General features: G+C 64.3%; 23 protein-coding genes. 17 read left to right on the top strand and 6 right to left on the bottom strand.

All coding sequences use genetic code 11. From position 1 onward, the window contains the following. Positions 1–2: 2 nt before the first annotated feature. The 4 genes from AC27GT_RS07285 to erpA form a co-directional block, all read right to left on the bottom strand. Positions 3–1,190 carry an ABC transporter permease gene (locus tag AC27GT_RS07285; protein ID WP_487223831.1) on the bottom strand — a complete coding sequence of 396 codons (1,188 nt, stop codon included), beginning with the start codon at positions 1,188–1,190 and terminating at the stop codon, positions 3–5. 9 nt (positions 1,191–1,199) lie between these two features. Further along, entirely contained in the window at positions 1,200–2,210 is a 1,011-nt protein-coding gene (locus tag AC27GT_RS07280; RefSeq protein WP_487223830.1) for an ABC transporter permease, read from the bottom strand. Between the two features lie 76 nt (positions 2,211–2,286). Continuing rightward, on the bottom strand, positions 2,287–4,167 hold the full coding sequence (locus AC27GT_RS07275; protein WP_487223829.1) for a peptide ABC transporter substrate-binding protein: 1,881 nt from the start codon (positions 4,165–4,167) through the stop codon (positions 2,287–2,289). A 133-nt stretch (positions 4,168–4,300) separates the two neighbouring features. Then, positions 4,301–4,681, bottom strand: coding sequence for an iron-sulfur cluster insertion protein ErpA (gene erpA, locus AC27GT_RS07270; protein ID WP_015718186.1), 381 nt, complete (start codon positions 4,679–4,681; stop codon positions 4,301–4,303). A gap of 80 nt (positions 4,682–4,761) precedes the next feature. Here erpA and AC27GT_RS07265 point away from each other — a divergent pair, with 80 nt between their 5' ends. From AC27GT_RS07265 to AC27GT_RS07240, 6 genes are all read left to right on the top strand, one after another. Continuing rightward, on the top strand, positions 4,762–5,892 hold the full coding sequence (locus AC27GT_RS07265; protein ID WP_487223828.1) for a M24 family metallopeptidase: 1,131 nt from the start codon (positions 4,762–4,764) through the stop codon (positions 5,890–5,892). A gap of 84 nt (positions 5,893–5,976) precedes the next feature. Next, positions 5,977–6,909 (top strand): ribose-phosphate diphosphokinase, encoded by a 933-nt coding sequence (locus AC27GT_RS07260; protein WP_487223827.1) that lies wholly within the window; start codon positions 5,977–5,979, stop codon positions 6,907–6,909. 10 nt (positions 6,910–6,919) lie between these two features. Beyond that, positions 6,920–7,636 (top strand): alpha/beta hydrolase, encoded by a 717-nt coding sequence (locus AC27GT_RS07255; RefSeq protein ID WP_487223826.1) that lies wholly within the window; start codon positions 6,920–6,922, stop codon positions 7,634–7,636. Then, positions 7,617–8,186, top strand: a complete 570-nt coding sequence (locus AC27GT_RS07250; protein WP_487223825.1) for a DUF72 domain-containing protein — start codon at positions 7,617–7,619, stop codon at positions 8,184–8,186. Before AC27GT_RS07255 ends, AC27GT_RS07250 begins: the two co-directional genes overlap by 20 nt. Next, positions 8,183–10,075, top strand: a complete 1,893-nt coding sequence (gene speA, locus AC27GT_RS07245) for a biosynthetic arginine decarboxylase (protein ID WP_487223824.1) — start codon at positions 8,183–8,185, stop codon at positions 10,073–10,075. The genes AC27GT_RS07250 and speA overlap by 4 nt, the downstream gene beginning before the upstream one ends. A 46-nt stretch (positions 10,076–10,121) precedes the next feature. Further along, positions 10,122–11,198, top strand: a complete 1,077-nt coding sequence (locus AC27GT_RS07240; protein ID WP_487223823.1) for a GGDEF domain-containing protein — start codon at positions 10,122–10,124, stop codon at positions 11,196–11,198. A 40-nt stretch (positions 11,199–11,238) separates the two neighbouring features. Here the strand turns inward: AC27GT_RS07240 and metK are convergent, their stop codons facing one another. Continuing rightward, positions 11,239–12,417, bottom strand: a complete 1,179-nt coding sequence (metK, locus tag AC27GT_RS07235; RefSeq protein ID WP_015718193.1) for a methionine adenosyltransferase — start codon at positions 12,415–12,417, stop codon at positions 11,239–11,241. Between the two features lie 84 nt (positions 12,418–12,501). Between metK and murI the strand changes: the two genes are divergently transcribed. The 10 genes from murI (at position 12,502) to AC27GT_RS07185 (ending at position 24,031) form a co-directional block, all read left to right on the top strand. After that, positions 12,502–13,275: a glutamate racemase gene (murI, locus tag AC27GT_RS07230; protein ID WP_487223822.1), complete on the top strand. Its 774-nt coding sequence runs from the start codon at positions 12,502–12,504 to the stop codon at positions 13,273–13,275. Continuing rightward, complete coding sequence (locus tag AC27GT_RS07225) at positions 13,275–13,919, top strand: LOG family protein (RefSeq protein WP_487223821.1); 645 nt, start codon at positions 13,275–13,277, stop codon at positions 13,917–13,919. The genes murI and AC27GT_RS07225 overlap by 1 nt, the downstream gene beginning before the upstream one ends. A gap of 5 nt (positions 13,920–13,924) precedes the next feature. Then, positions 13,925–14,536: an XTP/dITP diphosphatase gene (locus AC27GT_RS07220; RefSeq protein WP_487223820.1), complete on the top strand. Its 612-nt coding sequence runs from the start codon at positions 13,925–13,927 to the stop codon at positions 14,534–14,536. 13 nt (positions 14,537–14,549) lie between these two features. Next, positions 14,550–15,581, top strand: a complete 1,032-nt coding sequence (locus AC27GT_RS07215; protein WP_487223819.1) for an RMD1 family protein — start codon at positions 14,550–14,552, stop codon at positions 15,579–15,581. 97 nt (positions 15,582–15,678) lie between these two features. Then, positions 15,679–16,875 (top strand): sugar ABC transporter substrate-binding protein, encoded by a 1,197-nt coding sequence (locus tag AC27GT_RS07210; RefSeq protein ID WP_487223818.1) that lies wholly within the window; start codon positions 15,679–15,681, stop codon positions 16,873–16,875. A 121-nt stretch (positions 16,876–16,996) separates the two neighbouring features. Next, a complete protein-coding gene (locus tag AC27GT_RS07205) occupies positions 16,997–18,325 on the top strand; it encodes an ABC transporter permease subunit (RefSeq protein WP_219760167.1) in 1,329 nt (442 codons plus the stop codon). Then, on the top strand, positions 18,326–19,645 hold the full coding sequence (locus AC27GT_RS07200) for a sugar ABC transporter permease (RefSeq protein ID WP_219760169.1): 1,320 nt from the start codon (positions 18,326–18,328) through the stop codon (positions 19,643–19,645). A gap of 4 nt (positions 19,646–19,649) precedes the next feature. After that, complete coding sequence (locus tag AC27GT_RS07195) at positions 19,650–21,362, top strand: glycoside hydrolase family 13 protein (protein WP_487223817.1); 1,713 nt, start codon at positions 19,650–19,652, stop codon at positions 21,360–21,362. Between the two features lie 10 nt (positions 21,363–21,372). Further along, complete coding sequence (locus tag AC27GT_RS07190) at positions 21,373–21,765, top strand: hypothetical protein (RefSeq protein WP_487223816.1); 393 nt, start codon at positions 21,373–21,375, stop codon at positions 21,763–21,765. Positions 21,766–21,790: 25 nt separating this feature from the next. Further along, positions 21,791–24,031: an endonuclease MutS2 gene (locus AC27GT_RS07185; protein ID WP_219760172.1), complete on the top strand. Its 2,241-nt coding sequence runs from the start codon at positions 21,791–21,793 to the stop codon at positions 24,029–24,031. Here the strand turns inward: AC27GT_RS07185 and AC27GT_RS07180 are convergent. Continuing rightward, on the bottom strand, positions 24,028–24,429 hold the full coding sequence (locus AC27GT_RS07180) for an acyl-CoA thioesterase (RefSeq protein WP_487223815.1): 402 nt from the start codon (positions 24,427–24,429) through the stop codon (positions 24,028–24,030). The two genes, AC27GT_RS07185 and AC27GT_RS07180, sit on opposite strands and share 4 nt — an antisense overlap. A 49-nt stretch (positions 24,430–24,478) precedes the next feature. On the opposite strand from AC27GT_RS07180, the gene AC27GT_RS07175 reads away from it, so the two are divergent. Continuing rightward, a complete protein-coding gene (locus AC27GT_RS07175; protein ID WP_487223814.1) occupies positions 24,479–26,167 on the top strand; it encodes a M3 family oligoendopeptidase in 1,689 nt (562 codons plus the stop codon). The last annotated feature ends 147 nt before the right edge of the window (positions 26,168–26,314 follow it).

Genomic DNA, 26,314 nt, shown 5'->3' with positions numbered 1-26,314 from the left:
CATCAGAGACGGCTCCTCGGGTCCAAAGCATCCCGAAGCCCATCCCCCAGGTAGTTAAAGGCCAAGACGGTGATGAAGATCATGAACCCCGGGGGCAGGGCCAGCCAAGGAGCGGTGAAGATATACTCCTGGGCATTGGTGAGCATGTTGCCCCAGGTGGCCACCGGGGGCTGGATGCCAAAGCCCAGGAAGGAAAGGGCCGCCTCCACCAAAATGGCCCCGCCGATCTGCAAGGTGGCCTGCACGATGAGGGGAGCCAGGGTGTTGGGCACCAAATGCCGGAACATGATCCTGGCATCGCTGGCCCCCAGGGCCTGGGCGGCGGTGGCGTAGTCCTGCTCCCTTAGGGAAAGGATGTTCCCCCGCACCAGCCGGGCTGTGCCCAGCCAGCCGAAGAGCACCAGGATGGTGATGATGATGAAAACGCTGGCCGCATCGCCGAAGACTCCCTGGGCCCACTGCCCCACCTTCACCCCGGGGTCGCGCAACAAGGCGGAAAGCACCAGAAGAAGGGGCAGGGTGGGAATGGTGAGCATGAAGTCGATAAGGCGGCTTATGGCCACGTCCAAATCCAGGCGGATCTCCCCCTTAAGCCCATACCAGGCAGCCCAGAGCACCAGAGCCAAGACAAGGCCAAAGCCCAGGTAACTCCCCACGCTTCCCGTCTGGATTCCATCCTCGGCCAAGGCCCAGGCGATGGAAAGGGCCAGGTACAAGACCCCGTAGTAGAGGAACCAGGAGAACACCCGCCACAGGGCAAAGCTCCAGGGATAAAACCCTTCCCGCTCCCGCCTTAAAGGCCCCAGGTAGAACCGCAGGGGCCGGCCCGAGAAGTACCCCGCCAGGGTGCCCATGATGGTACCCAGGATGACGCTGGAAAAAGCCACGGCGAAGCCCACCAAAAGGGAGATCCGGGAACCGTAGATGATGCGGGAAAGCACATCCCGGCCCAGGTCATCGGTGCCCAGAAGGTGCTCCCGGGAAGGGGGATTGAAGTAGTACTGGCCCACATCCTCGCCCGTGGGCTGGGCGGTGGGGTCATAGGGAGCGATCCAGGGAGCAAAGATGGCCATGAGGATCAGCAGGAGGATCACCACCAATCCAGCCATGGCCATCTTGTGCCGCCGTAAGCGGCGCCAGAAAAGGCCGAAGAAGGTCCGGGGCTTGGCTTTCAAAGCTTGCGTTGCCATGATGCACCTCTAGCTGTAGCGGATGCGGGGGTCCACCACCGCATAGGCCAGGTCCGCCAGCAAGTTGAAAAGCGCCGTCATCAAGGCCAGGAAGGCCAGGGCCGCCATGGCCACGTTGTAGTCCTTCTCCACCAGGGCGTCAAAGATGGCCCGCCCCATGCCAGGGTAGCTGAAAATGGTCTCGGTGATGGTGGCCCCGCCCAATACCCCGGGGATGGCCAGACCCACCAGGGTCACGATGGGAATAAGAGCGTTCCTGAGGGCATGCTTGTAGAGCACCACCCGCTCGGCCAAGCCCTTGGCCCGGGCGGTGCGGATGTAGTCCTGGGAAAGCACCTCCAGCAAGGAAGCCCGCATGAACCGGGTCCACTCCGCCATCTGCAAGGAGGAAAGGGCGATGACCGGCAGGATGAGGTGCCAGGCCCATTGCCCCAGGAAGTACCAAAAGCTTATCGCCCCCGAGCGCACATCCTCCCAGAGCACCCCGGGCACCCCCCCGGTGGGGAAACGGGGGAAGCCCGGGATGTGGTCGGGTAACCAGATGGCGAAGAGGTAAAGGAGCAGGATGCCCAGGAAGAAGACGGGCATGGAAAACCCCACGAAGGAGAAAAAGGTGATGACGTAATCCGCCAGGGAGTACTGGCGCACGGCGGAAAAAACGCCCACGGGGATGGCCACCACCAGGGCCAGGGTCAGGGCCAAGCCGGAGAGGATCAGGGTCTTAGGCAAGCGCTGCACGAAGATGTACTCCGCCGCAGGGATGCCGTAGGTACGGCTGTAGCCAAGATCCCCCCGCACCGCCCGGGAAAGCCACTTGAAGTAGCGGATATGGAGGGGCTGGTCCAGGCCGTAAGCCCGCTTCAAGGCCTCAAACTGCTCGGCGGTCATGCGGGGGTTCTGCCGCTTCAGTTCCTCCAAAGGATCCCCGGGCTGCAAGGCCAGCAGGGCGTAGATCACCACGCTGGCGGCAAGGAGCAAGGGGATCATCTGCAAAAGCCTGCGCACCGTGTAGGCAAACACCTTTGTACCTCCTGTTTTTCAGCCCCAAAAAGCCCGCTGGGCTAAAAGCCCAGCGGGCATCACTATACAACCCAGGCTACTTGACGGAAAGGGCGTACTTCGCCTGGTCCCACTTCTTCACGGCGCCGCGGCTTTCCCAGCCGATCTCCCAAGCGTTCCAGCCGGGGTAACCGTAGCCGCCCGCATAGGCGCTGGCCACGTAGTTGACCAGGCCCTTGCGCACCACATAGGGGTTGGCCCGGAAGTAGAGGGGCAGGGCGGGAAGCTCCTGCGCCCAGATCTCCTGGGCCCTCCAGAAGAGTTGCTTCCGCTTGGCCTCGTCGAACTCCAGGACGCCCTGGCTGGTGAGGCGGTCAAACTCGTCGTTCCGCCAGCCGCCGATGTTCTGCCCCTGGTAGTTGTTCTCCTTGGTGGGCACCATGATGGCCCCGGTGTTCAGGTTCCTGTACTGGAAGAGGGAGCCATCCTCCGCCAGGTTGGAAACCCAGGCGAACTCGAACATCCCGGTCCACTTGCACTCGCTGGCCCGCTGGATGTAGTCGTCGGCGAAGACCACGGCGCTGGGGGCGTTGTTGATCTTGACGGCGATGCCGATCTTCTTCAGGTCCTCGGCGAAGAACTGCTGGGTGCGCTCGCGGATGGCGTTGCCCGCGGTGGTCACGTACTCGATCTCAAAGCGCACGGTGCGCCCGCCCACGGTGCGCTGGAGGATGCCATCCGGACCCTTCCGCCAGCCCATCTGCGCCAGGAGGGCCTCGGCTTTCCTGAGGTCGAACTCGTACTTCTTGACGTTGGGGTTGAAGAGAGGGTTGACGGGGGCGATCCAGGTGTGGGCCACGGGCTGGAGGCCGTCAAAGAAGGCCTTTACCAGCCCTTCCCGGTTCAGGGCGTGCAGGATGGCCTGGCGGGTGCGCACATCGTCCAGGCCTAGGTCCTTCACCTGCTGGCAGTTAGAGAACTTGTTGATGTCGATGTGCTCCCAGATGGCCCCGGGCACGAACCAGATGTCAAAGCGGCCGGGGGCGCGGGAGGTGAGCTGCCGGCTACGGCCCTGATCAAAGGTGAGGGAAACGCTGGAGGTGGCGTCGATGGAACCGCCGATCACCGCCACCAGGAGGGAGTTGGTGTTCTGGATGAAGCGGTAGACCACCCTCTGCACGTACCTGCTCTCCCCGCCCTCGGGCTTGATGGGGAAGTTGGGGTTCCGCTCCATCTCGATGGAGTTCCCCGGCACCCAGCGCTTCAGCTTGAAGGCCCCCGAGTAGACCATGGCTCCCCGGTTTAGGGCCTGGGGAGTGGCGAACTTGAGGAAGAAGTTGCGGTAGAGCTCGTTGAGCTTCTCCGCATCCTTGTCGGGGTCCAGGCCCCGGGCCGCCGCCTTCACCTTCTCCCACTCGGGCCCCATGATGTGCTTGGGAGCATAGCCGATGGGGGAGCCGTAGGTGCCGCCGTAGGTGTCGTAGTAGTAGGCGGGCTCAAAGGTAACGGTGAAGTTCCGGGCATCCTTTACCTTTAGGCTTACCCGCTCCCAGTAGTCGGGGTTCAGGACGGGCATCCCCTTGGCCTTGCCCACCTCAAAGTAGAACTGCACGTCCTCGGTGGTGATGGGCTTGCCGTCGGACCAGCGAGCATCGGGGCGGATGGTGAGGTCCATCTCCAGCCGCTTCTTGCCCCCGCCGATGTCCGTCACCCGCAAGCGCCCGTTCTGCTGGGTGGGCACCTCGGTGGCCAGAACGGGGAAGTTCTGGCTGTCGGCGTTGAAGCCGATAAAGGGAGCAAAGAGGTACCCCTCGATCTCGGTCTTAATAGCCTGGTTGGAGATGACGTTGAGAAAGTCCCCCGCCAGCACCCGGGGCTCCTGGGAAGCCCCGATCACCAGGCTGTTGTCCTGAGGCCCCGCCAGGGCCAGGCCCAGGGCGGTTAAACCGAGTACAGCCAGCTTGCCTACTTTTCTCATACGGCCTCCTTTCGTGGTTGCGGCACTATCTTAGTGGCCGAGGCTATTATACGGCGCCTCCCATGAAGGTCAATGGGAAAAAGGTTAAAGGGGCCCAGGATCTGGGCCCCCAAAAGGCGCTCAAAAGAGGCAATTAGTGGCCGCAGGTGCGGGCCTCCCCTTCCTGGTCCTTGGTGCGGAAGGAGTGGCCGCAACCGCAGGTGCTGGCGGCGTTGGGGTTGTGCACGGTGAACCCGCCGCCCATGAGGCTTTCCACCCAGTCGATCTCCGAGCCCACCAGGTAGGGCAGGGACATGGGGTCCACCACCAAGCGCACCCCGTGCATCTCCACGAGGGTATCCCCCTCGAGCTCCCTCTCGTCCACGGCCATGCCGTACTGGAAGCCCGAGCACCCGCCGGACTTGATGTAGACCCGGATGGCCGCATGCTCCTTGCCATAACGGGCCAGGATCTCCTTAGCCTTCTCCGCCGCCAAGGGGGTAATGCGGATGACCGCCTCCTGCGTCTCGACCATCTTCCAAACCTCCCTACCCCTAACGTAGCACGTCAGGGGTACGAAAAGGTGAGGTGGGTTCCAAGGGGTAGCATGGGAACGTGGAGCTCACCCGCGTGCAGGAAATCCTCAGGGAAGAGAGGCTGGATGCTTGGCTCCTCCTCTCCTTTGGCCGGAGCAATCCCTTGGCCCTCGAGGTGCTTGCCCTCACCCACCTTCACCTAACCCGCCGCTTTGCCTACCTCATCCCCCGGGAAGGGGAACCCCTGCTCCTCTGCCACGCCATAGAGGAAAGCCTCTTTCCCTCCCTTCCCGGGAAAAGGCGCACCTACCACACCTGGCGAGGGTACCTGGAAGCCCTTTCGGAGCTTTTGGAGGGGCTAAGGCGCATCGCCTTGGAGTACGTGCCGGGAGGGCTTATCCCCTACCTGTCCCGGGTGGACGGGGGCAGTTTGGACCTTCTCAGGGGAATGGGCCTCGAGCTCACCTCCTCCTGGCCCTTGCTTCTCCTCTTCCAGACCTGGGAGGAGGAGAAGCTAAAAAGCCACCGCCGGGCAGCCGAGGGCCTGGTGGCCGCCAAGGACCGGGCCTTAGCCTTCCTGCGCCAAAACCCTGGGTCCACGGAACAGGCGGTACAGGCCATCTTGATCCAGGCCCTGGAGGAACGGGACCTGGTCTTCGACCACCCCCCCATGGTGGCCTTCGGCCAAAACGCCGCCAACCCCCACCATGCGCCCACGGACAAGGCCCTCGAGGAGGGAGAAGTGGTGCTTTTGGACCTCTGGGCCAAGGAAAAAGGAGGGGTCTACGCCGACATCACCTGGATGGCCGGCCTAAGGCCTCCCGAGGCCGCCCACCAAGCCTTCCAGGCTGTGGTCAAGGCCCGGGATGAGGCCATCCGCTTCGTGGCCGAGGCCTACCGAAAAGGGCGCTACCCCAAGGGCTTCGAGGTGGACCGGGTGGCCCGGGGCCTTTTGGAAGGGGAGGGCTACGGCGCCTACATCCGCCACCGCACGGGGCACAACCTGGGGGAGGAGGTCCACGGCTCAGGTCCCCACCTGGATGACCTGGAAACCCACGACTTCCGCCCCTTGGTGCCGGGCCTCGCCTTCACCGTGGAGCCCGGGCTTTACCTGCCTGGCTTCGGGGTGCGCACCGAGGTGAACGTCTACCTGCACCCCACGGGTCCGGAGGTCACCACTCCCTTGCAGGAAGCCCTTACCCTCCTTTAAGTAGCCCCTTCGGGGCTGACCTAAGTAGCCCCCTTCGGGGCCAGCTTGGGCATACCCCTCTCCCGTGGTATCTTGGGGAACGGCATGGACCGCCCCCTCCTGATCTTCTCCGGCCAGTCCAACAAACCCCTGGCCCAAGCCATCGCCGAGGCCCTAGGCCTGCCCTTGGGCAAAAGCACCACCCAGCGTTTCGCCAACGACAACCTCTTCGTGCGCTTCGAGGAAAGCCTGAGGGAAGGGGATGTCTTCATCGTCCAGTCCCTGACCCCTCCGGTGCAGGACCACCTCATGGAGCTCCTCATGATGGTGGACGCCGCCAAGGGAGCCAGCGCCGCCAGGGTCACGGCGGTCATCCCCTACTTCTCCTACGCCCGTAGCGACAAGAAGGACGCCCCCCGCATCTCCATCGCCGCCCGGCTCATCGCCGACCTCCTCCAGACCGCCGGGGCCGACCGGGTCCTCACCATGACCCTGCACTCCCCCCAGGTCCACGGCTTCTTCAAGGTGCCCGTGGACCACCTTTCCGCCGAGCCCGTCATCGCCAACCACTTCGCCACCCGGGTGGACCTGGAAAATGCCGTGGTGGTGGCCCCGGATGCCGGCGACCTTAAGAGGGCCAGCTCCCTGGCCCGGCGCCTCCGCCTTCCCCTGGCCTTCATCGACAAGGAACGGGTATCCGACACCGAGGTGCGGGTGCGGATGCTGGTGGGGGAGGTGAAGGGGAAAACCGCCTTGATCGTGGACGACGAGATCTCCACCGCCGGAAGCCTGGTGGAGGCAGTAGAAGCCCTCTTGCAGGCCGGGGCCAGGGAAGTCTACGCCGCCGCCACCCACGGGGTCTATGTGGGCCCGGCCCTGGAGCGCATCGCCCAAAGCCCGGTCAAGGAGGTGGCCGCCACCGACACCTGCCCTCCCAAGGAGGGTCCCAAGCTCAAGACCCTCCCCGTGGCCCCCATCTTCGCCGAGGCCATCTGGCGCATCCACCGGGGAGAGTCGGTGTCCAGCCTGTTCACCTGAGGGAAGCGGGATGCGGAAAGAAGCCTTCACCCTGGCGGGGCAAAGCGTGCTGGCTCACATCCCCGAGCGCCCGAGGGCCCTCCTCCTGGCCCTCCACGGGCTTCAGGGCTCGAGGGAACACATCCTTTCCCTCCTCCCGGGGTATGCGGAAAAAGGCTTCCTCCTCCTGGCCTTTGACGCCCCCCGGCACGGGAAACGGGAGGGCCCACCCCCTTCCTCCAAAAGCCCCAGGTATGTGGAGGAGGTGTACCAGGTGGCCCTGGCCTTCGCCGAGGAAGCCAGGGAAGTGGCCCAGGAGGCCAGGGAGCGCTTCGGCCTACCCCTTTTCCTGGCGGGGGGGAGCCTGGGGGCCTTTGTGGTGCACCTGCTTCTTTCCCAGGGGTTCCGGGCGGAAGGGGCCCTGGCCTTCATCGGAAGCGGCTTTCCCATGAAGCTTCCCCAGGGTCAGGAGGTAAGGGACCCTCGAGTCCTGGCCCTTTACCAAACCCCTCCCGCCCAGAGGGGGGAAGCCTATGGCGGTGTGCCCCTCCTCCACCTCCACGGCACCAAGGACCTGATCGTGCCCCTTTCCCGCATGGAGAAAACCGTGGAGGCCTTGAGGCCCCACTACCCCGAAGGCCGCTTAGCCTGGTTTGTGGAGGAAGGAGCCGGGCACACCATCACCCCCCTGATGGCCCGGATGGGGCTGGCCTTTTTGGAGGCGTGGCTTGATCCTGGAAGGCCTTAAGGGGTATAGGGGCTACCCTGGGGGCTTCAGGGCCTACGCCCAAGCCTTCCCCACGGTGGAGCTTTCCTGGTGGCACCGGGTGGGGGACAAAAGGACCATAAGCCGCTTGAGGAGCCTGGCCCCGGCGGGATTCCGCTTCAGCGTCTTTGGCCACAAGCACTTCTCCTTCCAACCCTCAGGGGAGGAGAGGCGTACCTTAAGGCGTTTCTTAAGGCGGTTTGGGCTATTCGGCGAGAAAAGGGGGGCGGTGCGGATTGCAGTCCCCGAGGGCCTGGACCCCACCCAACTGGCCCGCTGGCTGGACCTTTTGGAGGAGGTCTTGAAAGAAGTGGGCCCGGTACCCCTTGCCTTTCAAGCCGAGGAGGCCTTGCATCCCCCTCTCAAAGAACGGGGCTATGCCCTGGTAAACCAAACGGGAGGCCCTTTCCTCTACCTGGTGGACCCGGAGGAGATCCCCAGGGAAGGCGAGGGGTACCTTTACCGGAGCCCCACCTCTTCCCAAGCCGCCCCTTCCGCCCTACACTCAAGGGCGGAGGTTGAACGGGATTGAAAACCGCCAGGCGCTTTTCCCCCAAGGAGGCTGAGGAGATCTACCTGGTGCCCTACTGGGGGGCGGGGTTCTTCCGGGTAGGGCGGGACGGGGAGCTGGAGGTAACCCCCCTGGGTCCAGAAGGCCCTTCCGCTTCCCTTTTGGAGATCGTGGAAGCCCTCAGGGACGAGGGGCGGCCCCTGCCCCTGGTGCTCCGCTTCCCCCAGATCCTCGAGGCCCGGGTGCGGGAGCTGAACGAGGCCTTTCGCAGGGCCATGGAAAAGTACGGCTATACGGGAGGCTACCGCGGGGTCTACCCCGTGAAGGTGAACCAGCGCCGGCTGGTGCTGGAAACCGTGGCCAAGGCGGGGAGGCCCTACCACTATGGCCTCGAGGCGGGAAGCAAGGCGGAACTCGCCCTGATCCTGGCCCAGGACCTTTCCCCGGAAGCCCTCATCACCACCAACGGCTTCAAGGACGACGACTTCATCCGCCTGGCCCTAATGGGAAGGAAGCTTTCCCGGAACGTGGTCATCACCCTGGAGAAGTTCGCTGAGCTCCCCCGGGTGATCCGCATTTCCAAGGAGCTGGGCGTGCGGCCCAAGCTGGGCATCCGCTACAAGCTGAAGGCCAAAGGGGCCGGGCAGTGGGAAGCCAGCGGCGGGGAAAACGCCAAGTTCGGCCTCACCACCCCGGAGATCATCCGGGCGGTGGAGATCCTGAAGGAAGAAGACCTCCTGGACACCCTGGTGATGGTCCACGCCCACATCGGCAGCCAGGTGACGGACATCCGCAAGATCAAGGCGGCGGTGCGGGAGGCAGCCCAGACCTATGTGCAGCTGAGGAAGCTCGGGGCTCCCCTCCAGTACCTGAACCTGGGCGGGGGCCTGGCCGTGGACTACGACGGCTCCAAGACCAACTTCTACGCCTCCGCCAACTACACCCTTCCCGAGTACGCCGAGGACCTGGTCTACGTGACCAAGGAGGTGGTGGAGGCCCAGGGGGAGCCCCATCCCATCCTGGTCACGGAGTCGGGCCGGGCGGTGACCGCGTACCATGAGGTCTTGGTCCTCGAGGTCATCGACGTGATCACCCCCCCGGGGGAGACCCGGCCTGCTTCCCCGCCCGCGGAGGCCCACCCCCTGGTCAAGGAGCTTTGGGAGAGCCTGGAAAACCTCTCCCCCAAGAACTTCCGCGAGGTCTACCACGACGCCTTCGCCGACAAGGAAACCCTGCAGACCCTTTACGACCTGGGGCTCGTGTCCCTGCAGGACCGCGCCCTGGCGGAGGAGATCTTCTACCACATCGCCCGGCGGGTCTACGCCATCGTGCGGGAACTGCCCTACGCTCCCGATGAGTTTGAGGATCTGGAGAAGCTCTTGGCCGACAAGCTGGTCTGCAACTTTTCCATCTTTCAAAGCCTTCCCGACGCCTGGGCCATCCACCAGCTCTTCCCCATCGTCCCCCTAAGCCGCCTTAACGAGCCCCCCACCCGCCAGGCTACCCTGGTGGACATCTCCTGCGACTCCGACGGCAAGATAGACCGCTTCATCGACCTGCATGATGTGCGCCAGAGCCTGCCTGTCCACCCCATCCGCCCGGGGGAGGACTACTACCTGGGGGTCTTCCTGGTGGGAGGCTACCAGGACGTGTTGGGCAGCAACCACAACCTCTTCGGCCAGGTGGGGGAGGCCCACGTGGTGGTGGACGAGGAAGGGTTTGCCATAGAGCGTTTCGTCCCCGGGGAGACCGCGGAAAAGGTCATCGAGAAGATGGGCTTCACCGCCCGGGAGCTCTTCCTGGGCGTGGAGCGCCTGGTGCGGCAAAGCCGCCTCTCCCCCGTGGAAAAGGGCGCCTTCCTGGAGCGATACATGCGGGAGCTCCAGGGCTACACCTACCTGGAAGACTGAAGGCCCGTTAAGGATCCGTTAAGGGGGGTGGGGTCATCCTGGGGGCATGGCCCGGGCACGAAGCCCCTATACTGGAACTAACTTGTACCCTACCCTCGAGCTCCTGGATCCCTTGCATCCCTTAAGGCGCAGGATGGCCTTATGGCTCCTGCCCCTCGGGGCCCTTCTGGCCCTGGTGGCCTTTGCCGCCTCGAGGGCCGTGGGCCTGGACCCAGTGGACCGCTTCTTCCTTCCCCTCCTGGCCCTGGGCTTTTCCCTCCTGGCCTTGGCCCTATGGCGCCTTCCCCGCACCAGCTCCTGGGTTCTTCCCCTGGCCCACGGTCTCGTGGCCACGTACCTCCTTGCCACCCTGGCCTTCCAGCTCCTTATAGCCCCGAATCCCCTGGGCCTATCCCCCGCCGCCCACTGGGTTCCCTTCGTGTACTTCAGTAGCTTCCTCTTTTTCCGAACCCAACAGGCGGTACGCCTGGCCCTTCTTTACCTCCTCACCCTCTTCCTCCTCTCCCTCCTGGGAGCTTTCCGCGGCCACTTCCACGCGGAGCACCTCAATGCCCTGGCCCAGTTCTTCGGGGCCAACCTGGCCTACGTAAGCCTTCTCTACATGCTGGTTCGGATCAGGGAAGGCTACCTCGAGGCCCGGCTGGATGCCTACACCGACCCCCTCACCGGGCTCAGGAACCGGCGCTACCTGGATCTCGTCCTGGAAAGGGAGCTCTTCCACGTCCAGCGCTACCGCCGGCCCCTATCCCTTTTGGTTCTGGATCTGGACAACTTCAAGCGGATCAACGATACCCACGGCCACCCGGTGGGGGACCGGGTGCTCAAAGCCTTGGCCCGCTGCCTGGAGGAGCACATCCGGCAAAGCGACCGGGCGGTGCGCCTCGGGGGGGAGGAGTTCGCCGTCCTCCTTGCGGAAACCCCCTTGGCCCAGGCGGTGCGGATGGCAAGCCGGCTCCGGCAAGCGGTGGCCGCCTTGAGGGTTTTCCCGGCGGAGGGGATTTCTGTCAGCATCGGCGTGGCCGAGGCCCGCCCCGAAGACTCCCCCCTTTCCCTCCTCAAGCGGGCCGACGACGCCCTTTACCAGGCCAAGCGCCGGGGGAAAAACCGGGTGGAGGTGGGTTAAACCCACCCCTCCCCACCGGGGCCCCCAGGGTGGGGTGGCCTTAGAGGCCTGCTTCCCGCCTCAAGGCCTCCACCCGGTCGGTTTCCTCCCAGGGGAAGCCTGCACGGCCGAAGTGGCCGTAGGCGCTGGTGGGGGTGTAGATGGGACGGAGGAGGTCCAGCTCCTCGATGATGGCCAAGGGCCTGGGGTCAAAGACCCGCTTCACGATCTCCGTGAGCTTTTCATCGGGCAAGGCCCCGGTGCCGAAGGTTTCCACCCGCAAGGAAACGGGCCTGGCCTTGCCGATGGCGTAGGCCAGCTCCACCAGGGCCCGCCGGGCCAGGCCTGCCGCCACCAGGTTCTTGGCCATGTAGCGGGCGTAGTAGCTGGCGGAACGGTCCACCTTGGTGGGGTCCTTGCCGCTGAAGGCTCCGCCTCCGTGGGGCACCGCTCCCCCGTAGGTGTCCACGATGATCTTGCGCCCGGTGAGCCCGGTGTCCGCATGGGGCCCCCCCAGGATGAACCGGCCCGAGGGGTTGATGAGGTACTCCGTTTCCCCTTCCTTCAGGTACTCGGGGGGGATGGCCTGGCGCACCACCTCCCGGATCAGGTCCTCGCGAAGCTGGTCCTGCTCCACCTCCGGGGAATGCTGAGCGGAGACCACCACCGTTTTCACGTAAAGGGGCCGGTCCCCCTCGTAGACCACGGTGACCTGGGCCTTGCCGTCGGGGCGCAGATAGGGAAGAAGCCCCGTCTTGCGCACCTCCGCCAGGCGCATGGTGAGGCGGTGGGCCAGGGTGATGGGTAGCGGCATGAGCTCCGGGGTTTCGTCGGTGGCGTAGCCGAACATGAGGCCCTGATCCCCCGCGCCCGTGCGGTCCAGAGGATCCGTGGACTTGAGAACCCGCCACTCGTAGGAGAGGTTGACCCCGCCCGCGATGTCCGGGGACTGCTCGTCGATGGCGGTGAGGACCGCACAGGTGTCGGCGTCAAAGCCGTACTTGGCCCGGGTGTAGCCCACCTCCCTCACCGTCTTGCGAACCAGGCCGGGGATATCCACATACCCCTCGGTGGAGATCTCTCCCGCCACGAACACCAGCCCGGTGGTGACCAGGGTTTCCGCCGCCACCCGGGCTTTCTTATCCTGGGCGATCAGGGCGTCCAGGATGGCGTCGGAGATCCGGTCCGCCAGCTTATCCGGGTGCCCTTCCGTGACCGACTCGGACGTGACCAGCCTCAACTTGCGCACCTCCCTTGCCCCCCACCGGGGCAACCCTGATAGTATAGCACCCCCCCTTTTCCGTCCAGGGTATGATGGCGGCTCGTGAAGGACCCTAGGCGGCCCATCGGCGTCTTTGACTCGGGGGTAGGGGGGCTTACGGTGCTTTCCGCTTTGCGCCGGGCCCTGCCCCAGGAGGATTTCCTCTATTTCGGCGACACCGCCCGGGTACCCTACGGCAGTAAACCCCTTTCCATGGTGCGGCGCTTTGCCTGGGAGATCGCGGGGTTTTTGCTCCGGCAAGGGGTCAAGGCCATCGTGGTGGCCTGCAACACCGCAAGCTCCGCGGCCCTTCCCGATCTGGCCGAGGATCTTTCGGTGCCCGTCTTCGGGGTGCTGGAACCCGTGGCCAAGGCCGCACGAGGGTACGGCAAGGTGGGCCTCATCGGCACCCAGGCCACGGTGGAAAGCCGGGCCTACGAGCGCTACGTGGGGGTTTCGTGGGCCAGGGCCTGTCCCCTCTTCGTGCCCTTGGTGGAGGAAGGGCTTTGGGATGACCCCGTGGCCCTCTTGGTGGCCCGGCACTACCTCGAGGACGCCCCCCAGGACCTCGAGGCCCTGATCCTGGGCTGCACCCACTACCCCTTCCTGAAGGGTACTCTGGCCAAGGTCCTGCCTGGAGTGAGGCTCATCGATTCCGCTGAGGCCACGGCGGAAGCGGTAGCCAAAGCCCTAAAGGAGGAGGGGCTTTTAAACCCCGAGGGCCAAGGGCGGGTGGTGCACTTCGTCACGGGGGACCCGGAAAGCTACCGGAACCTGGCGGAGCGCCTGGGGGTAAGGGTGGAGGAGCTAAAGCAGGTCAGCCTGGAGGAGCTTTGATGGCCAAGAAGCCCCTGATCGACCAGCTTCACCACGAGGATGCCTGGCGGCTTTTCCGCATCCTGGCGGAGTTCGTGGAGGGGTTTGAAACCCTTTCGGAGATAGAGGTCCCCCTGGTTTCCGTCTTCGGCTCGGCCCGCTTCGGGGAAGGCCACCCCGCCTACGCCCTGGGCTACCGGCTGGGAAGGGCATTAGCGGAAGCAGGCTTCGGGGTGGTGACGGGCGGCGGGGGTGGGGTCATGGAAGCCGTGAACCGAGGGGCCTTTGAGGCAGGTGGGGTGAGCGTGGGCCTGAACATCGAGCTTCCCCACGAGCAGAAGCCCAATCCCTACCAGACCCATACCCTCACCCTGCGCTATTTCTTCGTGCGCAAGGTGCTTTTCGTGCGCTACGCCCACGCCTTCGTCTTCCTGCCCGGGGGGTTCGGCACCCTGGACGAGCTCTCCGAGGTCCTGGTCCTCATCCAGACGGAGAAGGTTCACCCCTTCCCCGTCTTCGCCTTGGACCGGGGGTACTGGCAAGGGCTTCTTAGCTGGATGGAATCCCTGAAAGAACAAGGGGCCATCGATCCCAAAGACCTTGCCCTCCTCACCCCATTGGATTCCCCGGAGGAAGTGGTCCAGGCCCTTAAGGGAGTATCCTAGAAGGGATGCGCCTGGTCTTGGCCACCAGCAACCCCGGGAAGGTGCGGGAGCTTAGGGAGGGCCTGGCTCCTCTGGGCTGGACCCTTCTTTCCCTGGCCGACTTTCCCCTGCGCATGCCCAAGGAGGAGGGTTCCACCTTCCTGGAAAACGCCCTCCTCAAGGCCGCCTACGTGGCCAAGGCCACAGGCCTTCCCGCCCTGGCGGATGACTCGGGCCTCGAGGTGCCCGCCCTAGGGGGGGAACCCGGGGTCTACTCCGCCCGCTACGGGGGAAGGGAAACCGACCGGGAGCGGAACGTCTACCTTCTGGAGAGGATGCGCTACCTCAAGGGGGAGGAGCGCAAGGCCCGCTTCGTGGCGGTCCTGGTCCTGGCCTACCCCGATGGGCATGTGGAAACCTACGAGGGACAGGTGGAGGGGTACATCCTCGAGGCTCCCCGGGGGGAAGGAGGCTTTGGGTACGACCCCCTCTTCTACGTGCCCGAGGCGGGTAAGACCTTCGCGGAGATGACCCTGGAGGAAAAGGCCCGCTACTCCCACCGGGGCCAGGCCATAAAGGCCCTCCTCAAAGCCTACGAGCAGGGTCCCCCTCCCCGGGAGATCTCCCAGCTGGAATGAGCCCGGCCTTTCCATGAACCTCCTTTCGCCCCACATCGCCCTTTACCGCCTTTACGACCTGGCGGACGAGATCGACCTCTCCCGCCTGGCCACCCCCAGGCTTCGCCTCTCCCGGCCCCGGCTGGGGGCGGTGCGCTTTGAAAACCCCCCGGCGCAGCTGGAGCTTGGGGTGAGGAGCGTGGAGGGGATCTCCGGCCTCCTCACCGCCCGGCTCTACGAGTTTGGGGTGGCCTCCCTTTCCTTCCGGGTGCACCTGGGGGAGAAGGTGCCCTGGGAAGCTTTTCTGGAAAAGGCCCTGGCCTTGCCCGAGCTTCCCTTCTGGGAAGGGTTTTTTCTGGCGGAGCTGGCGGCTCTCGAACCTTACCTGCAAGGCGCCCTCCTCCACCCCGAGGAAAAGCGCCTGAGCGAGGAGTTCACCGTCTACCACGCCCTGGGGATAGAAGGGGAAAAGGCCCACGCCCCCCCTGTGGACCTCACCCCCCTTTGGATGGGGGCCAAGGAGGAGTTCGCCCCCGAGGTCAGGCGGGAGATGGAGCGCTACCGCTACAGCTACTCCACCGAGGACCTGGCCCTTTTGGGGTTTGACCGGGTCTTCATCCTGGACTCGGAGGGCATCTGGGACGTGGCCGATCTGGTGGAGTTCGTGCACGCCCAGCTTCTGGAGCTTTCCTACTACGACGGGGTCCTCACCCAGGAGCTGGAGGCCGTGCCCCAGGTGCTCAGGCACCGGGGCCTTTGGGGCTACGGGAAGCTTCAGCGCTTAAGGCGGCGCCTCATGGCCCGGCATGGGGAGATCGCCGACGTGCGGGCCCGGATGGAGGGGGCCTTGCGCATCACCGAGGATCTCTTCTACGCCAAGATCTACCGGGCCGCCTTGGAGCTTTACGGGGCCCACGAGCTGGAGCGGAGCCTGGAGGAAAAGCTCAGGGTCCTCGAGGCCACCTACGAGATGGTCACCGAGGAGGTGGTGCACCTAAGAAGCCAGGCGGTGGAGGTGGGGATCCTGGCCCTCATCGCCTTTGAGGTGGTGCGGGCCCTCTATTAGGGGGGACTTGCGTCCTGGGAAAGTAGGAGTATACTCAGCCTGCAGGGCGCGGAAAAAAAGCTAAGCGGAAACGCTACCACGCGCCCGGAGGTGGGATATGAAACGAGCACTGGCAGCACTGGCCCTCGGGCTTTCCCTGGCCCTTGCCCAGGGGAAGATCACGGTGTGGACCCACTTTGGCGGCCCCGAGCTGGAGTGGCTCAAGGCCCAAGCCCAGGCCTACGAGAAGACCTCCGGCACCAAGGTGGAGGTGGTGGAGGTTCCCTTCGGGGACATCAAGCAGAAGTTCATCCTGGGGGCACCCCAGGGGCAGGCGGCGGACCTGGTGGTCTCCATCCCCCACGACTGGCTGGGGGAGATGGCCCAGGCCGGGGTGCTGGAGCCCATGGGCAAGTACGTGACGCAAAGCTACCTCTCTGATCTGCAAAGCGTGGCGGTGGAGGCCTTCACCTTCGGGGGCAAGCTCATGGGCCTTCCCGCCTTCGCCGAGAGCGTGGCCCTCATCTACAACAAGAAGTACGTAAAAGAACCCCCCAAGACCTGGGAGGAGTTCCTGGCCCTGGCCCAGAAGCTCACCACCGGTTCCACCTTCGGCTTCCTGTATAACATCGGCGACCCCTACTTCAACTTCGGCTTCTTCCGGGCCTTTGGAGCGGACAACGTCTTCGCCAAGGACGCCAAGGGCAATCTGGACCCCTCCAAGCTCTTGATAGGCGGGGAAGTAGGGGAAAAGGCTTTAGGGTTCATCAAGGACCTCCGCTTCCGCTACAACCTGGTGCCCGAAGGGGTGGACTACGGCGTGGCGGACGGAGCCTTCAAGGACGGGGCTTTGGCCATGATCATCAACGGCCCCTGGGCCCTGGGCGACTACAAGAAGGCCAAGATCGACTTCGGCATCGCCCCCTTCCCCACCCCGCCCGGGGCCAAAAACCCCTGGGGCCCCTTCTTGGGGGTGCAGGGAGTGGTGGTGAACGCCTACTCCAAGAACAAGACCGCCGCGGTCAACTTCGCCAAGACCCTGGTCACCGGCAAGAACCTGGTTTCCTTCAACCAGGCGGGTGGCCGCATCCCCGTGTCCAAGAGCGCCGCCAAGACCCTGGAGAAGGATCCTGTGGTGGCGGGCTTTTCCAAGGTCTTCGCCCTGGGCACCCCCATGCCCAACATCCCCGAGATGGGCAAGGTATGGGGTCCGTGGGCCAACGCCATCAACTTGGCCATCCAGCGGCCCGACTCCAACTTGAAGAAGATCGTGGAGGACATGGTGGCCGAGATCAGGAAGGGCATCGGCAGGTAACACCATCCCACCCGGGCTTTGCCCGGGTGGGGACCCTGGAACACACCGCGTAGCGGAAATGCACACGTATGCGGGCCCCCCACGGGATCTCCTTCCCCCGTGGGGGGCGTATCTTTAAGCCATGAAACACCCTCCTGGCCTTAAGGGTTTTCTCCTGGCCCTGTCCTTGCTTTTGGGCCTCCTGATCCTGTCCACAGGGGTGGGCATCCTGGGGTATCTGGCCCTCGAGGCCTACCTGGCCCCTCCAGGCTGGACCATCCTGGTCCTGGCCCTTCTGGTGCTGGTGCCGGGGGCCATCCTGGTGGGACGCCTTTTTCCCTGGCTGACCGACTGGTACTACTTCCTCCCCGCCCTCTCCTTTCTTTTGGTCTTCACCCTCTACCCCATCGCCCTCACGGTTTACCTGGCCTTCACCGACTACTCGGGGGCCCGAAGCGGCTTCCCAGACCGCTCCACGGAAACCCGGGTGGTGGCACATCAAGGGCCACAGCTTCTTCTGGAGGAAGCCGTAGAGGAAGCCCTTCGTTGCCGTCCCTGCGCAGGGGAAACCGTGGAGGTGTATGCCGAGGGGCACCGCCTGCGGGCCAGGATCCTCGAGGCTGAGGGAAACACCTTGGTCCTAGACCGCATCCCGCCCTTTCAGGCCGCCTTTGTGGCGAAGGTGAATGCCTTCCGCTTCGTGGGCCTTAGAAACTTCAGCTTCATCCTCTCCCAAGCCAGCAAGGCCCTTTTCCCCGTCTTCGCCTGGAACGTGGCCTTCGCCTTAAGCACCGTGCTCCTCAATGCCCTCTTGGGCCTCATACTGGGCCTTGTTCTCAACAACAAAGCCTTAAAGCTAAGGAACTTCTACCGCACGGTGCTCATCATCTCCTGGGCCCTTCCGGGGGTGATCACCGTGCAGGTCTTCGTGGCCCTCCTCAACTACAACTTTGGGGCCATCAACCGCCTCCTAGGGGTCCTGGGCATCTACCCCATCCCCTGGCTCAACGACCCCGACTGGGCCAAGGTGGCCATCCTCCTGGTGAACCTGTGGCTTGGCTTCCCCTACATGATGACCGCCACCTTGGGGGCTCTTTCCACCATCCCCGACGAGCTCTACGAGGCCGCCAAGGTGGACGGGGCCACTCCCTGGCAGGCTCTATGGGGCATCACCCTGCCCCTTCTGGAAAAACCCATGGTGCCCATCCTCCTCTCCTCCTTCGCCTTCAACTTCAACAACTTCTATATCATCTACCTCCTTACCGGCGGAGGCCCCGCCCAGGAAGGCCGCTTGGCCACGGCCCAGGCCACGGACATCCTCATCTCCTGGGCCTACAAGACCGCCTTCAGCGCCGAGGGGCAGTCCGCCTACGGCCTGGGGGCGGCCATCAGCCTCCTCATCTTTGCCATCACCGTGGCCATCAGCCTGGTGAACTTCCGCATCACCGGGGCCCTAAGGGAGGTGAGGTAGGTGCGGCGGCTTCTGGCCTTCCTCCTCGTGGGCCTCGCCCTTTACGGGGTCTATTGGTTTGCCCTAAACCGGCTCTTTGACGTAGGCTCCTACCGCAAGCAGGTGGCCTTCGGCAGCGTTTTCGTGCCCTATGGCTGGGCCTATGCCCTGGGCATCCTTTTGGGTCTGGTCCTCCTGCTTCTCCTTTACAGCGTGATTCACACCGCCTTGGCCAACCGCATCCAGGGGCGCAAACGAAGCCCCTGGCCCTTTTTCTGGCAGGGGGTGACCCACCTCTTCCTCTGGATCCTGATCCTGTTGGTCTACTACCCCGTGGTGCAGGTGGTGGCCGCCAGCTTTGACCCCACCAACAACCTCTTCAGCTTCCGCAGGCCGGACACGGGGTTTCTCCTTTTGGACGCCAAGGTCATCCCCTACGTGCCCGAGCCCTCCTTGGAAAACTACGCCAAGCTGGTGGAGGGGGTGGTGCTTTACCCCTACCAGGTGGGCCTTCTCCTCCTCGGGGGGCTCGCCCTCCTGGGTGTGGCCCTCATCGGCCTCCTGAGGCGGCTTTTAACCCCGGAAGAATGGATGGACTTCTGGCAGGGAAGGCTCCTCCTCCTCCTGGCCCTGGCGGTCTTCGCCTTGGCCCTCACCCTTTCCCCCAGGCAGTTCACCGGACAGGGAACCGAGGCCAAGTTTCTGCTCTGGGTGCGCAACACCTTCCTCATCTCCGGGCTTACGGGACTCCTCGCCGTGTTGCTCACCGCCACCGCGGGCTACGCCTTCGCCCGCTTCCGCCACCTGCCCGGCCGCTACCCCGTGCTCCTCTTCTTCATCTTCGTGCAGATGTTCCCCGGATTTCTGGCCTTGGTGGCCATCTACTACCTCCTTTCCCGGCTGAACCTCTTGAACACCTTTACCGGGCTCGTGCTGGCCTACTCCGGGGGGATCATCAGCTTCGGCACCTGGGTGTACAAGGGGTACCTGGAAAGCATCAGCCCGAGCCTCGAGGAGGCGGCCATGGTGGACGGGGCCACTAAGTGGCAGGTCTTTACCAGGATCCTCCTCCCCCTTTCCGCCCCCATGTTCGTCTTCATCTTCCTTCTCCAGTTCGTGGGCACCTACTCGGAGTTCGTCCTGGCCAACCTGGTCCTCACGGGGGTGGAAAGCTGGAACGTGGGTGTGGGGCTTCGGAGCTTCACCACCGGCCAGTTCCAGACCAAGTGGGGGATCTTCGCCGCCGCCAGCGTCCTCGGTTCCCTGCCCATCCTCTTCCTCTTCTACGGCTTCCAGCAGTACTTCGTTTCCGGGTACACCGCAGGAGCGGTGAAGGAGTAGCCCTATGGCCCACTACCACGACCTCGAGCACATCCATCCCCCTCTGCCCGAGCTGGGGGAGGAGGTGACCCTCCACCTGGAAACCGAGGCCAAGGAAGGGCTCCTCCTTTACGAAAAGGACGGGGAGATCCACAAAAAACCCATGGAACGGGCCAAGGGGGGCCTAAGGGTGCGGGTTTCCGTGCACGCAAGCCCCTTTCGCTACTGCTTCCTCCTGCCCGAGGGCTTCTTGGGCAGCCACGGCCTGGAAAAAACCCTTCCCCGCTACGACCGTTTCTTCCACCTCCTGGCGGGATCCCTTCCCCCCTGGTGGGCCCTGGGCACCGTCTATTACCAGATCTTCCCCGACCGCTTCCGCCAGGGGCGCCCGGAGCTTTCCCCTAAAGACGGGGAATGGCTTCTCATGGGCAGGCCCATCCGCAAGAAGGCCTGGAACGAACCCCCGGGCCCGGAGGGATCGTGGGAGTTCTACGGAGGAGACCTCTTTGGCATCCTGGAAGCCCTCCCCTACCTGGAGGCCTTGGGGGTGGAAACCCTCTACCTAACCCCCATCTTCCAAAGCCCAAGCAGCCACCGCTACGACACGGAAGACTACCTGCGGGTGGACCCCCACCTGGGAGGAGAGGAGGCCCTGGAAGCCCTCTTCCAGGCTTTGGAAAAGAGGGGTATGCGCCTGGTGCTGGATGGCGTCTTCAACCATGTGGGGGCCACCCACCCTTGGTTTCAAAGGGCCCTAAAGAACCTGGCAAGCCCGGAACGGAGCATGTTCACCTTTTACCCCGATGGCTCCTACGCCGCCTTCTGGGGGGTCAAGTCCATGCCCAAGCTGGACTATGCCTCCCCCCTCACCCAGGAGCGCTTCGTCCACGGTAAAAAGGCTCCCATCCGCTACTGGATGCGCCTGGCCCACGGCTTCCGGCTGGATGTGGCCCACTCCATCGGGGAAGGGGGGACCAACCGCAAGAACGCCCGCTGGCTTCGCGCCTTGGCCCGGGCTGCTAAGGAGGAAAGACCCGAGGCCATAGTATTCGGGGAACTTTCCTACGACGCCACCCCCACCCTAAGGGCCCATACCCTGGATGGGGCCATGCACTATGCGGGCTTCGCCCACCCCGTGATGGAGTGGCTTTCTGGAAGGGATGTGCACGGAAGGCCCGTCCACCTGGATGCCCAGGAGACCTGGCAAGTCCTCTGGGACCACTACCAGGCCCTGCCCGTGCAGCTTCGGCACAGCATGTACACCCTCCTCTCCTCCCACGACATCCCCCGCGCCCTTTGGCGGCTTAAGGGGGATGTGGAACGGTTCAAGCTGGCCTATGCCCTCCTCTTCGCCTTCCCGGGAAGCCCCGCCATCTATTACGGGGACGAGGTGGGCCTTTCCCAACCCAACCCCTACGCAAAGTGGCAAGGGGATCCCTACTGCCGGGCCCCCTTCCCCTGGAACGAAAGCGCATGGAACCTTGAGGTCTTGACCCTTATCCGCAGGCTGGTAAAGCTCAAGCGCACCCACCCTGCCCTCCGCCTGGGAGGGCTTCTTCCCTTAGAGGCCGGCAAAGAGGTGCTGGCCTTCAAAAGGCGGTACCGAGGCCAGGAGGTCTGGGCCTTCTTCGCCCCGGAAGGGACAAGGCTCACCCTTCCCCCTGGAATAGACCTCGTTGCCGAGAAGGAAGTGGCGGGGGAGGTGGAAACCTCCTTCCTGTTATTCCAACCCGTATAATGCAAGCCAGATGCGGCTCAAAAGTTTCAATAGAAGGGTGAGGCGGGTTGGGAGCACCGACGCCAAGCCAGGGGAAGGCATCCAGGATGCAGCCCCCCTTCAAGCCCAGGCTGGGGGAAGGGTCTCCTCAGAAGAGTTATTGGCCCAGATGGAAGCGCTAAAGGGGGAAAACCCCAAGGACCCTGGCTTCCATAGGCGGGTCATCGCTCTGGTTCAAGAAGCCTATGCCCGTTGGAATAGCCTCCCCCAGGAACAAAAACAGGCCATCCTTGCCTCTCTTACCACCTTGCTCTCCCTCCTGCCTTGGGGGCGGCTCGGACGGGTAGGGTTGCTCTTGAGGAAGGCTTTAGGCCCTGGGGGACAGCTTGCCCTTGCCGCCCTGCTCCGCCTCCTGAAGCGTTAGGGTCCAAGAGCTATACTGGGCTTTTGTGCGGGATGTCCTCGAGGTCCTGGAGTTCCCCAAGGTCCGCGCCCTCCTTGCGGAAAGGGCCAAGACCCCCTTGGGGCGAAGGCTGGCCTTGGCCCTTGCCCCCCTCTCCCAGGAGGAGGCGGAAAGGCGCCACCAGCTAACCCAGGAGGCCTTAGCCTATCCCTACACTCTTCCCGAGGCGGGAACCCTCGAGGAGGCCTACCAAAAGGCCCAAGGCGGGGCCAGGCTTTCGGGCCTCGAGCTCCTAAAAGGAGCCCAGGCCCTTGAGGAGGCCATAGCCCTCAAGGAGGAGCTTCTTCCCCTACAAAACCTCCTGAGCCAGGTGGCGGCGGGCATCGGGGACCACGGGGCCTTCCTCACCAAGGTCAGGAAAGCCCTGGACGAGGAAGGAGCCGTGCGGGATGAGGCAAGCCCCAAGCTTTTCGCCATCCGCCGGGAACTCAAGCCCTTACGCCAGCAGATCCTGGACAAACTCTACGCCCTTATGGACCGCCACCCCGAGGCGATCCAGGACCGGTTCGTCACCCTGCGCCGCGAGCGCTACTGCATCCCCGTGCGCGCGGGGATGGCCCAAAGGATCCCCGGCCTTCTCCTGGATGAGTCCGAGTCCGGGGCCACCCTTTTCATAGAGCCCCTTTCCGTGGTGAAGCTGAACAACCGCCTCCAGGCCCTGCGCCTTCAGGAGGAGGAGGAGGTAAACCGCATCCTACGGGAGCTTTCCGAAGCCCTGGCGGCCGATGAGGAAATGCCCGGCACCCTTGAGGCCCTGGGCCTCCTGGACCTCGTCCAGGCCCAGGCGAGCCTGGCCCGGGATTTCGGGCTTAGCCGGCCCCGCTTCGGGGAAGCCTACGAGCTTTTCCAAGCCTTCCACCCCCTCATCCCCAATCCCGTCCCCAACTCCCTGGCCCTGGACGGGGAAAGGCGCCTCATCCTCATCTCCGGCCCCAACATGGGGGGAAAGACGGCCCTCCTAAAAACCCTGGGCCTTGCGGTGCTCATGGCCCAGTCGGGGCTTTTCGTGGCGGCCAAGAAGGCCACCTTGGCCTGGCCCGACAGGGTCTTCGCCGACATCGGCGACGAGCAATCCCTTCAGGAAAACCTTTCCACCTTCGCCGGGCACTTAAGCAGGCTCAAGGAGATGCTGGAAAGCGCCACGGCCCAAAGCCTGGTCCTCATCGACGAGCTGGGTAGCGGCACCGACCCCGAGGAGGGAGCCGCCCTTTCCCAGGCCATCCTGGAAGCCCTCCTGGAAAAAGGGGTCAAGGGCCTGGTCACCACCCACCTCTCCCCCCTGAAGGCCTTCGCCCAGGGGCGAACGGGCATCCAAAACGCCTCCATGCGCTTTGACCTGGAGGGCCTGCGCCCCACCTACGAGCTGGTCCTGGGGGTGCCTGGGCGGAGCTACGCCCTGGCCATCGCCAGGAGGCTTTCCCTGCCCGAGGCGGTGCTGAAGCGGGCGGAAAGCCTTCTGCCCCAAGGGGGAAGGCTGGAAGCCCTCCTGGAGGAGCTGGAGGCGGAAAGGTTACGCCTGGAGGAGGAAAGAAGCCAGCTCCTCTCCCAGATGGCCCAGGTGGAGGCCTTAAGGAAGCGGCTAGAGGAGCGGGAAGCCCGTTTTGAGGAGGAGCGGCAGGAAAGGCTCAAGGCCCTGGAGGAGGAGGTCCGCCAGAAGCTCCTAAAGGTGGAGGCCGAGCTCAAAGCCCTCAAGGAAAAGGCCAAAACCCAGGGGAAAAAGGACGCCCTGCGGGAGCTTTTGGCCCTGAGGGAAAGGTATGCCAGGGCCACGCCCAAGGGGGCCTTGGAGGTGCCTAGGGGCCTCGAGGCGGGACAGATGGTGGAGATCCCCTCCCTGAGGCGTCAGGGAAGGCTTCTGGAGCTAAGGGGAGAGGAAGCCCTGGTCCAGGTGGGGCCGGTGAAGATGACGGTGAAGGCCAAGGAACTTACCCCCCTTAAGGCCCAGGAAACCCCAAAGGCCATCGGCCTAAAACCGCGAAGGGAGGTGAAGGAGGTGGACCTCAGGGGGCTTACCGTGGAGGAAGCCCTCCTGGAGGTGGACTCCGCCCTGGAGGAGGCCCGCGCCTTGGGCCTCACCACCCTGCGCCTCCTTCACGGCAAGGGTACCGGAGCCCTAAGGCAGGCTATCCGCGAGGCCCTAAGGCGGGACAAACGGGTGGAAACCTTCGCCGACGCCCCTCCCCACGAGGGCGGGCACGGGGTCACGGTGGTGGTGCTGAAAGGCTAGAAGGAGCGGCCTTCCAGGGCCTCTATGCGCTCTCGGATGACCGGGGGCAAAGGAGCAGGCCTGCCTCCTTCCAGCCAAACCTGGACCGTCTTGCCCCGGGCGGCCTCCTCCCCCCCGGCCAGGAGGAGGTACTCCATGTCAAAGCTGCTCCGCCCGATGCGCACCACCCGCACCCCCACCTCCACGGGATCCTCGAGGAGGATGGGCTTCAGGAAATCCACCTCCGCCCGGGCCAGGATGAAATGCCCCTTCTCCACCCAGTCCCTTTCCAATCTCTGGAAGTAGGCGGCGCGGGCCACCTCAAAGTAGGTGAGGTAGACCGCGTTGTTCACATGCCCCAGGGCATCCAGGTCGCGGAAGCGCACCTGTATGGGTACGGATACGGGAAAACCCTCCACGAAGCCAGAGTATACCAGGGCTGACCCGTGGGTCAGGTATAGTGGGGCCATGGAAACCACGTGGGATCTAACTCCCCTTTTCCCCGACCTGGAAAGCCCCGAGTTCCAGGCAGCCTGGGAAGGCGTGAGGAAGCGGATTGGCCAGCTCAAGGAGCAGGTGGACCAACAAGCCCCTCTAAAGGAGGTCCTGGCCTCCCTGGACGCCCTTTTGGAGGAATCCACTCCCCTTTGGGCCTACCTCTACGCCCGCTTCACCGCCGACACCACCGACGAGGCCGCCTTGGCCAAGCTCTCCGAGCTGGAGGTGCTTTTCCTGGACTTCGCCCGCCTAAGGCCCCGCCTCACCCGCTACCTGGCCCTGCAGGACCCGGAGGAGGCAGGGCCTTACCGCATCCTGGTGGAGGAGGCCCGGGAGGAAGCCCTGCACATGATGCCCGAAGGGGAGGAGGTCCTGGCGGCGGAGCTATCCCTCTCCGGGCGCCAGGCCTGGTCCAAGCTCCACGAGAACCTCACCAGCCAGATCACCGCGGTGGTGGACGGGGAGGAGTTGCCCATCACCCAGGTGCGGAACCTCTACTTCCGCCCCGAGGAGGAGGTACGCAAGAAGGCCTACCAGGCGGAGCTCAAAGCCTGGGAAGGCCACGAGGTGCCCCTGGCCTACGCCCTAAACGGGGTCAAGGGGGAAGCCTCGGTCCTGAACCGCAGGCGGGGGTACCGGGATGACCTCGAGCCCAGCCTGCACCGAAACCGCATCACCCGGAAGGCCCTCATGGCCCTCCTGGAAGCGGTGCGGGAAAGCCTTCCCCTCTTCCACCGCTACTACCTTCTGAAGGCCAAGGCTCTGGGCAAGGAAAGGCTGGACTGGTGGGACCTCTTTGCCCCCATCGGAAAGGGCCGGCGCTGGAGCCTGGAGGAGGCCCGGGACTTCATCCGGGAAAAGCTCGCCACCCTGGTCCCGAACGCCGCTAAAGTGGCGGAAACCGCATTCCAAGAGCGCTGGATGGACCTCCTGCCCCGCAAGGGCAAGATTGGCGGGGCTTACTGCATGGGAAGGGGCGGGGGCAAAAGCCTCATCCTGGCCAACTACGAGGAAAGCTTTGAGTCGGTTTCCACCCTGGCCCACGAGCTGGGCCACGCCTACCACAACTTTGCCCTGGCCCGGGTGCCCGCCAGCCTACGGGAGGTGCCCATGACCCTGGCGGAGACCGCCAGCATCATGAACGAAACCCTGGTGGTGGAGGCGGCCCTTAAGGAAGTATCCCCGGAAGAGGGGCTTCTGATCCTGGACGCCTACCTGCAAGGAGCCGCCCAGGTGGTGGTGGACATCTACAGCCGCTTCCTCTTTGAGTCCTGGGTCTTTGAGGGAAGGAAGGCCCGGGAGCTTTCCCCCAGGGAGTTCAAGGAGCTCATGCTGAAGGCCCAGAAGGAGGCCTACGGGGAGGTCCTCGCCACCCACCACCCCTACATGTGGGCGGTGAAGGGGCACTACTACGGCTCCGACTTCTACAACTACCCCTACACCTTCGGCCTCCTTTTCGGCCTGGCCGTGTACCAGGAGGCCAAGGAGGACCCGGGCTTTGCCGGGCGCTACGAAGAGCTTCTGGCCACCTCGGGCATGTACCGGGCCAAGGAGCTGGCGGCCCGCTACGGCTTTGACCTGGAAAGCCCCGCCTTCTGGCGAAAGGGGTTTGCGGTTCTGGCCGAGAAGGTGGAGGAGCTGGAGAGGAGGCTTGCCTAGCCCAGCCGGGCGCCTTCCTGACCTTCCCCTGACCTGGGGAAGGTTAGGTTTATAGGATGCGCCTTTTGGTTCTTTGCACCCACAACTCCGCCCGCAGCCAGATGGCGGAGGGCTGGCTCCGGCACTGGGCCAGGGAAATGGGAGTGG

It is taken from the genome of Thermus sp. KWY1, from assembly GCF_057547025.1.
This window is presented reverse-complemented; position numbering and strand designations above follow the sequence as displayed.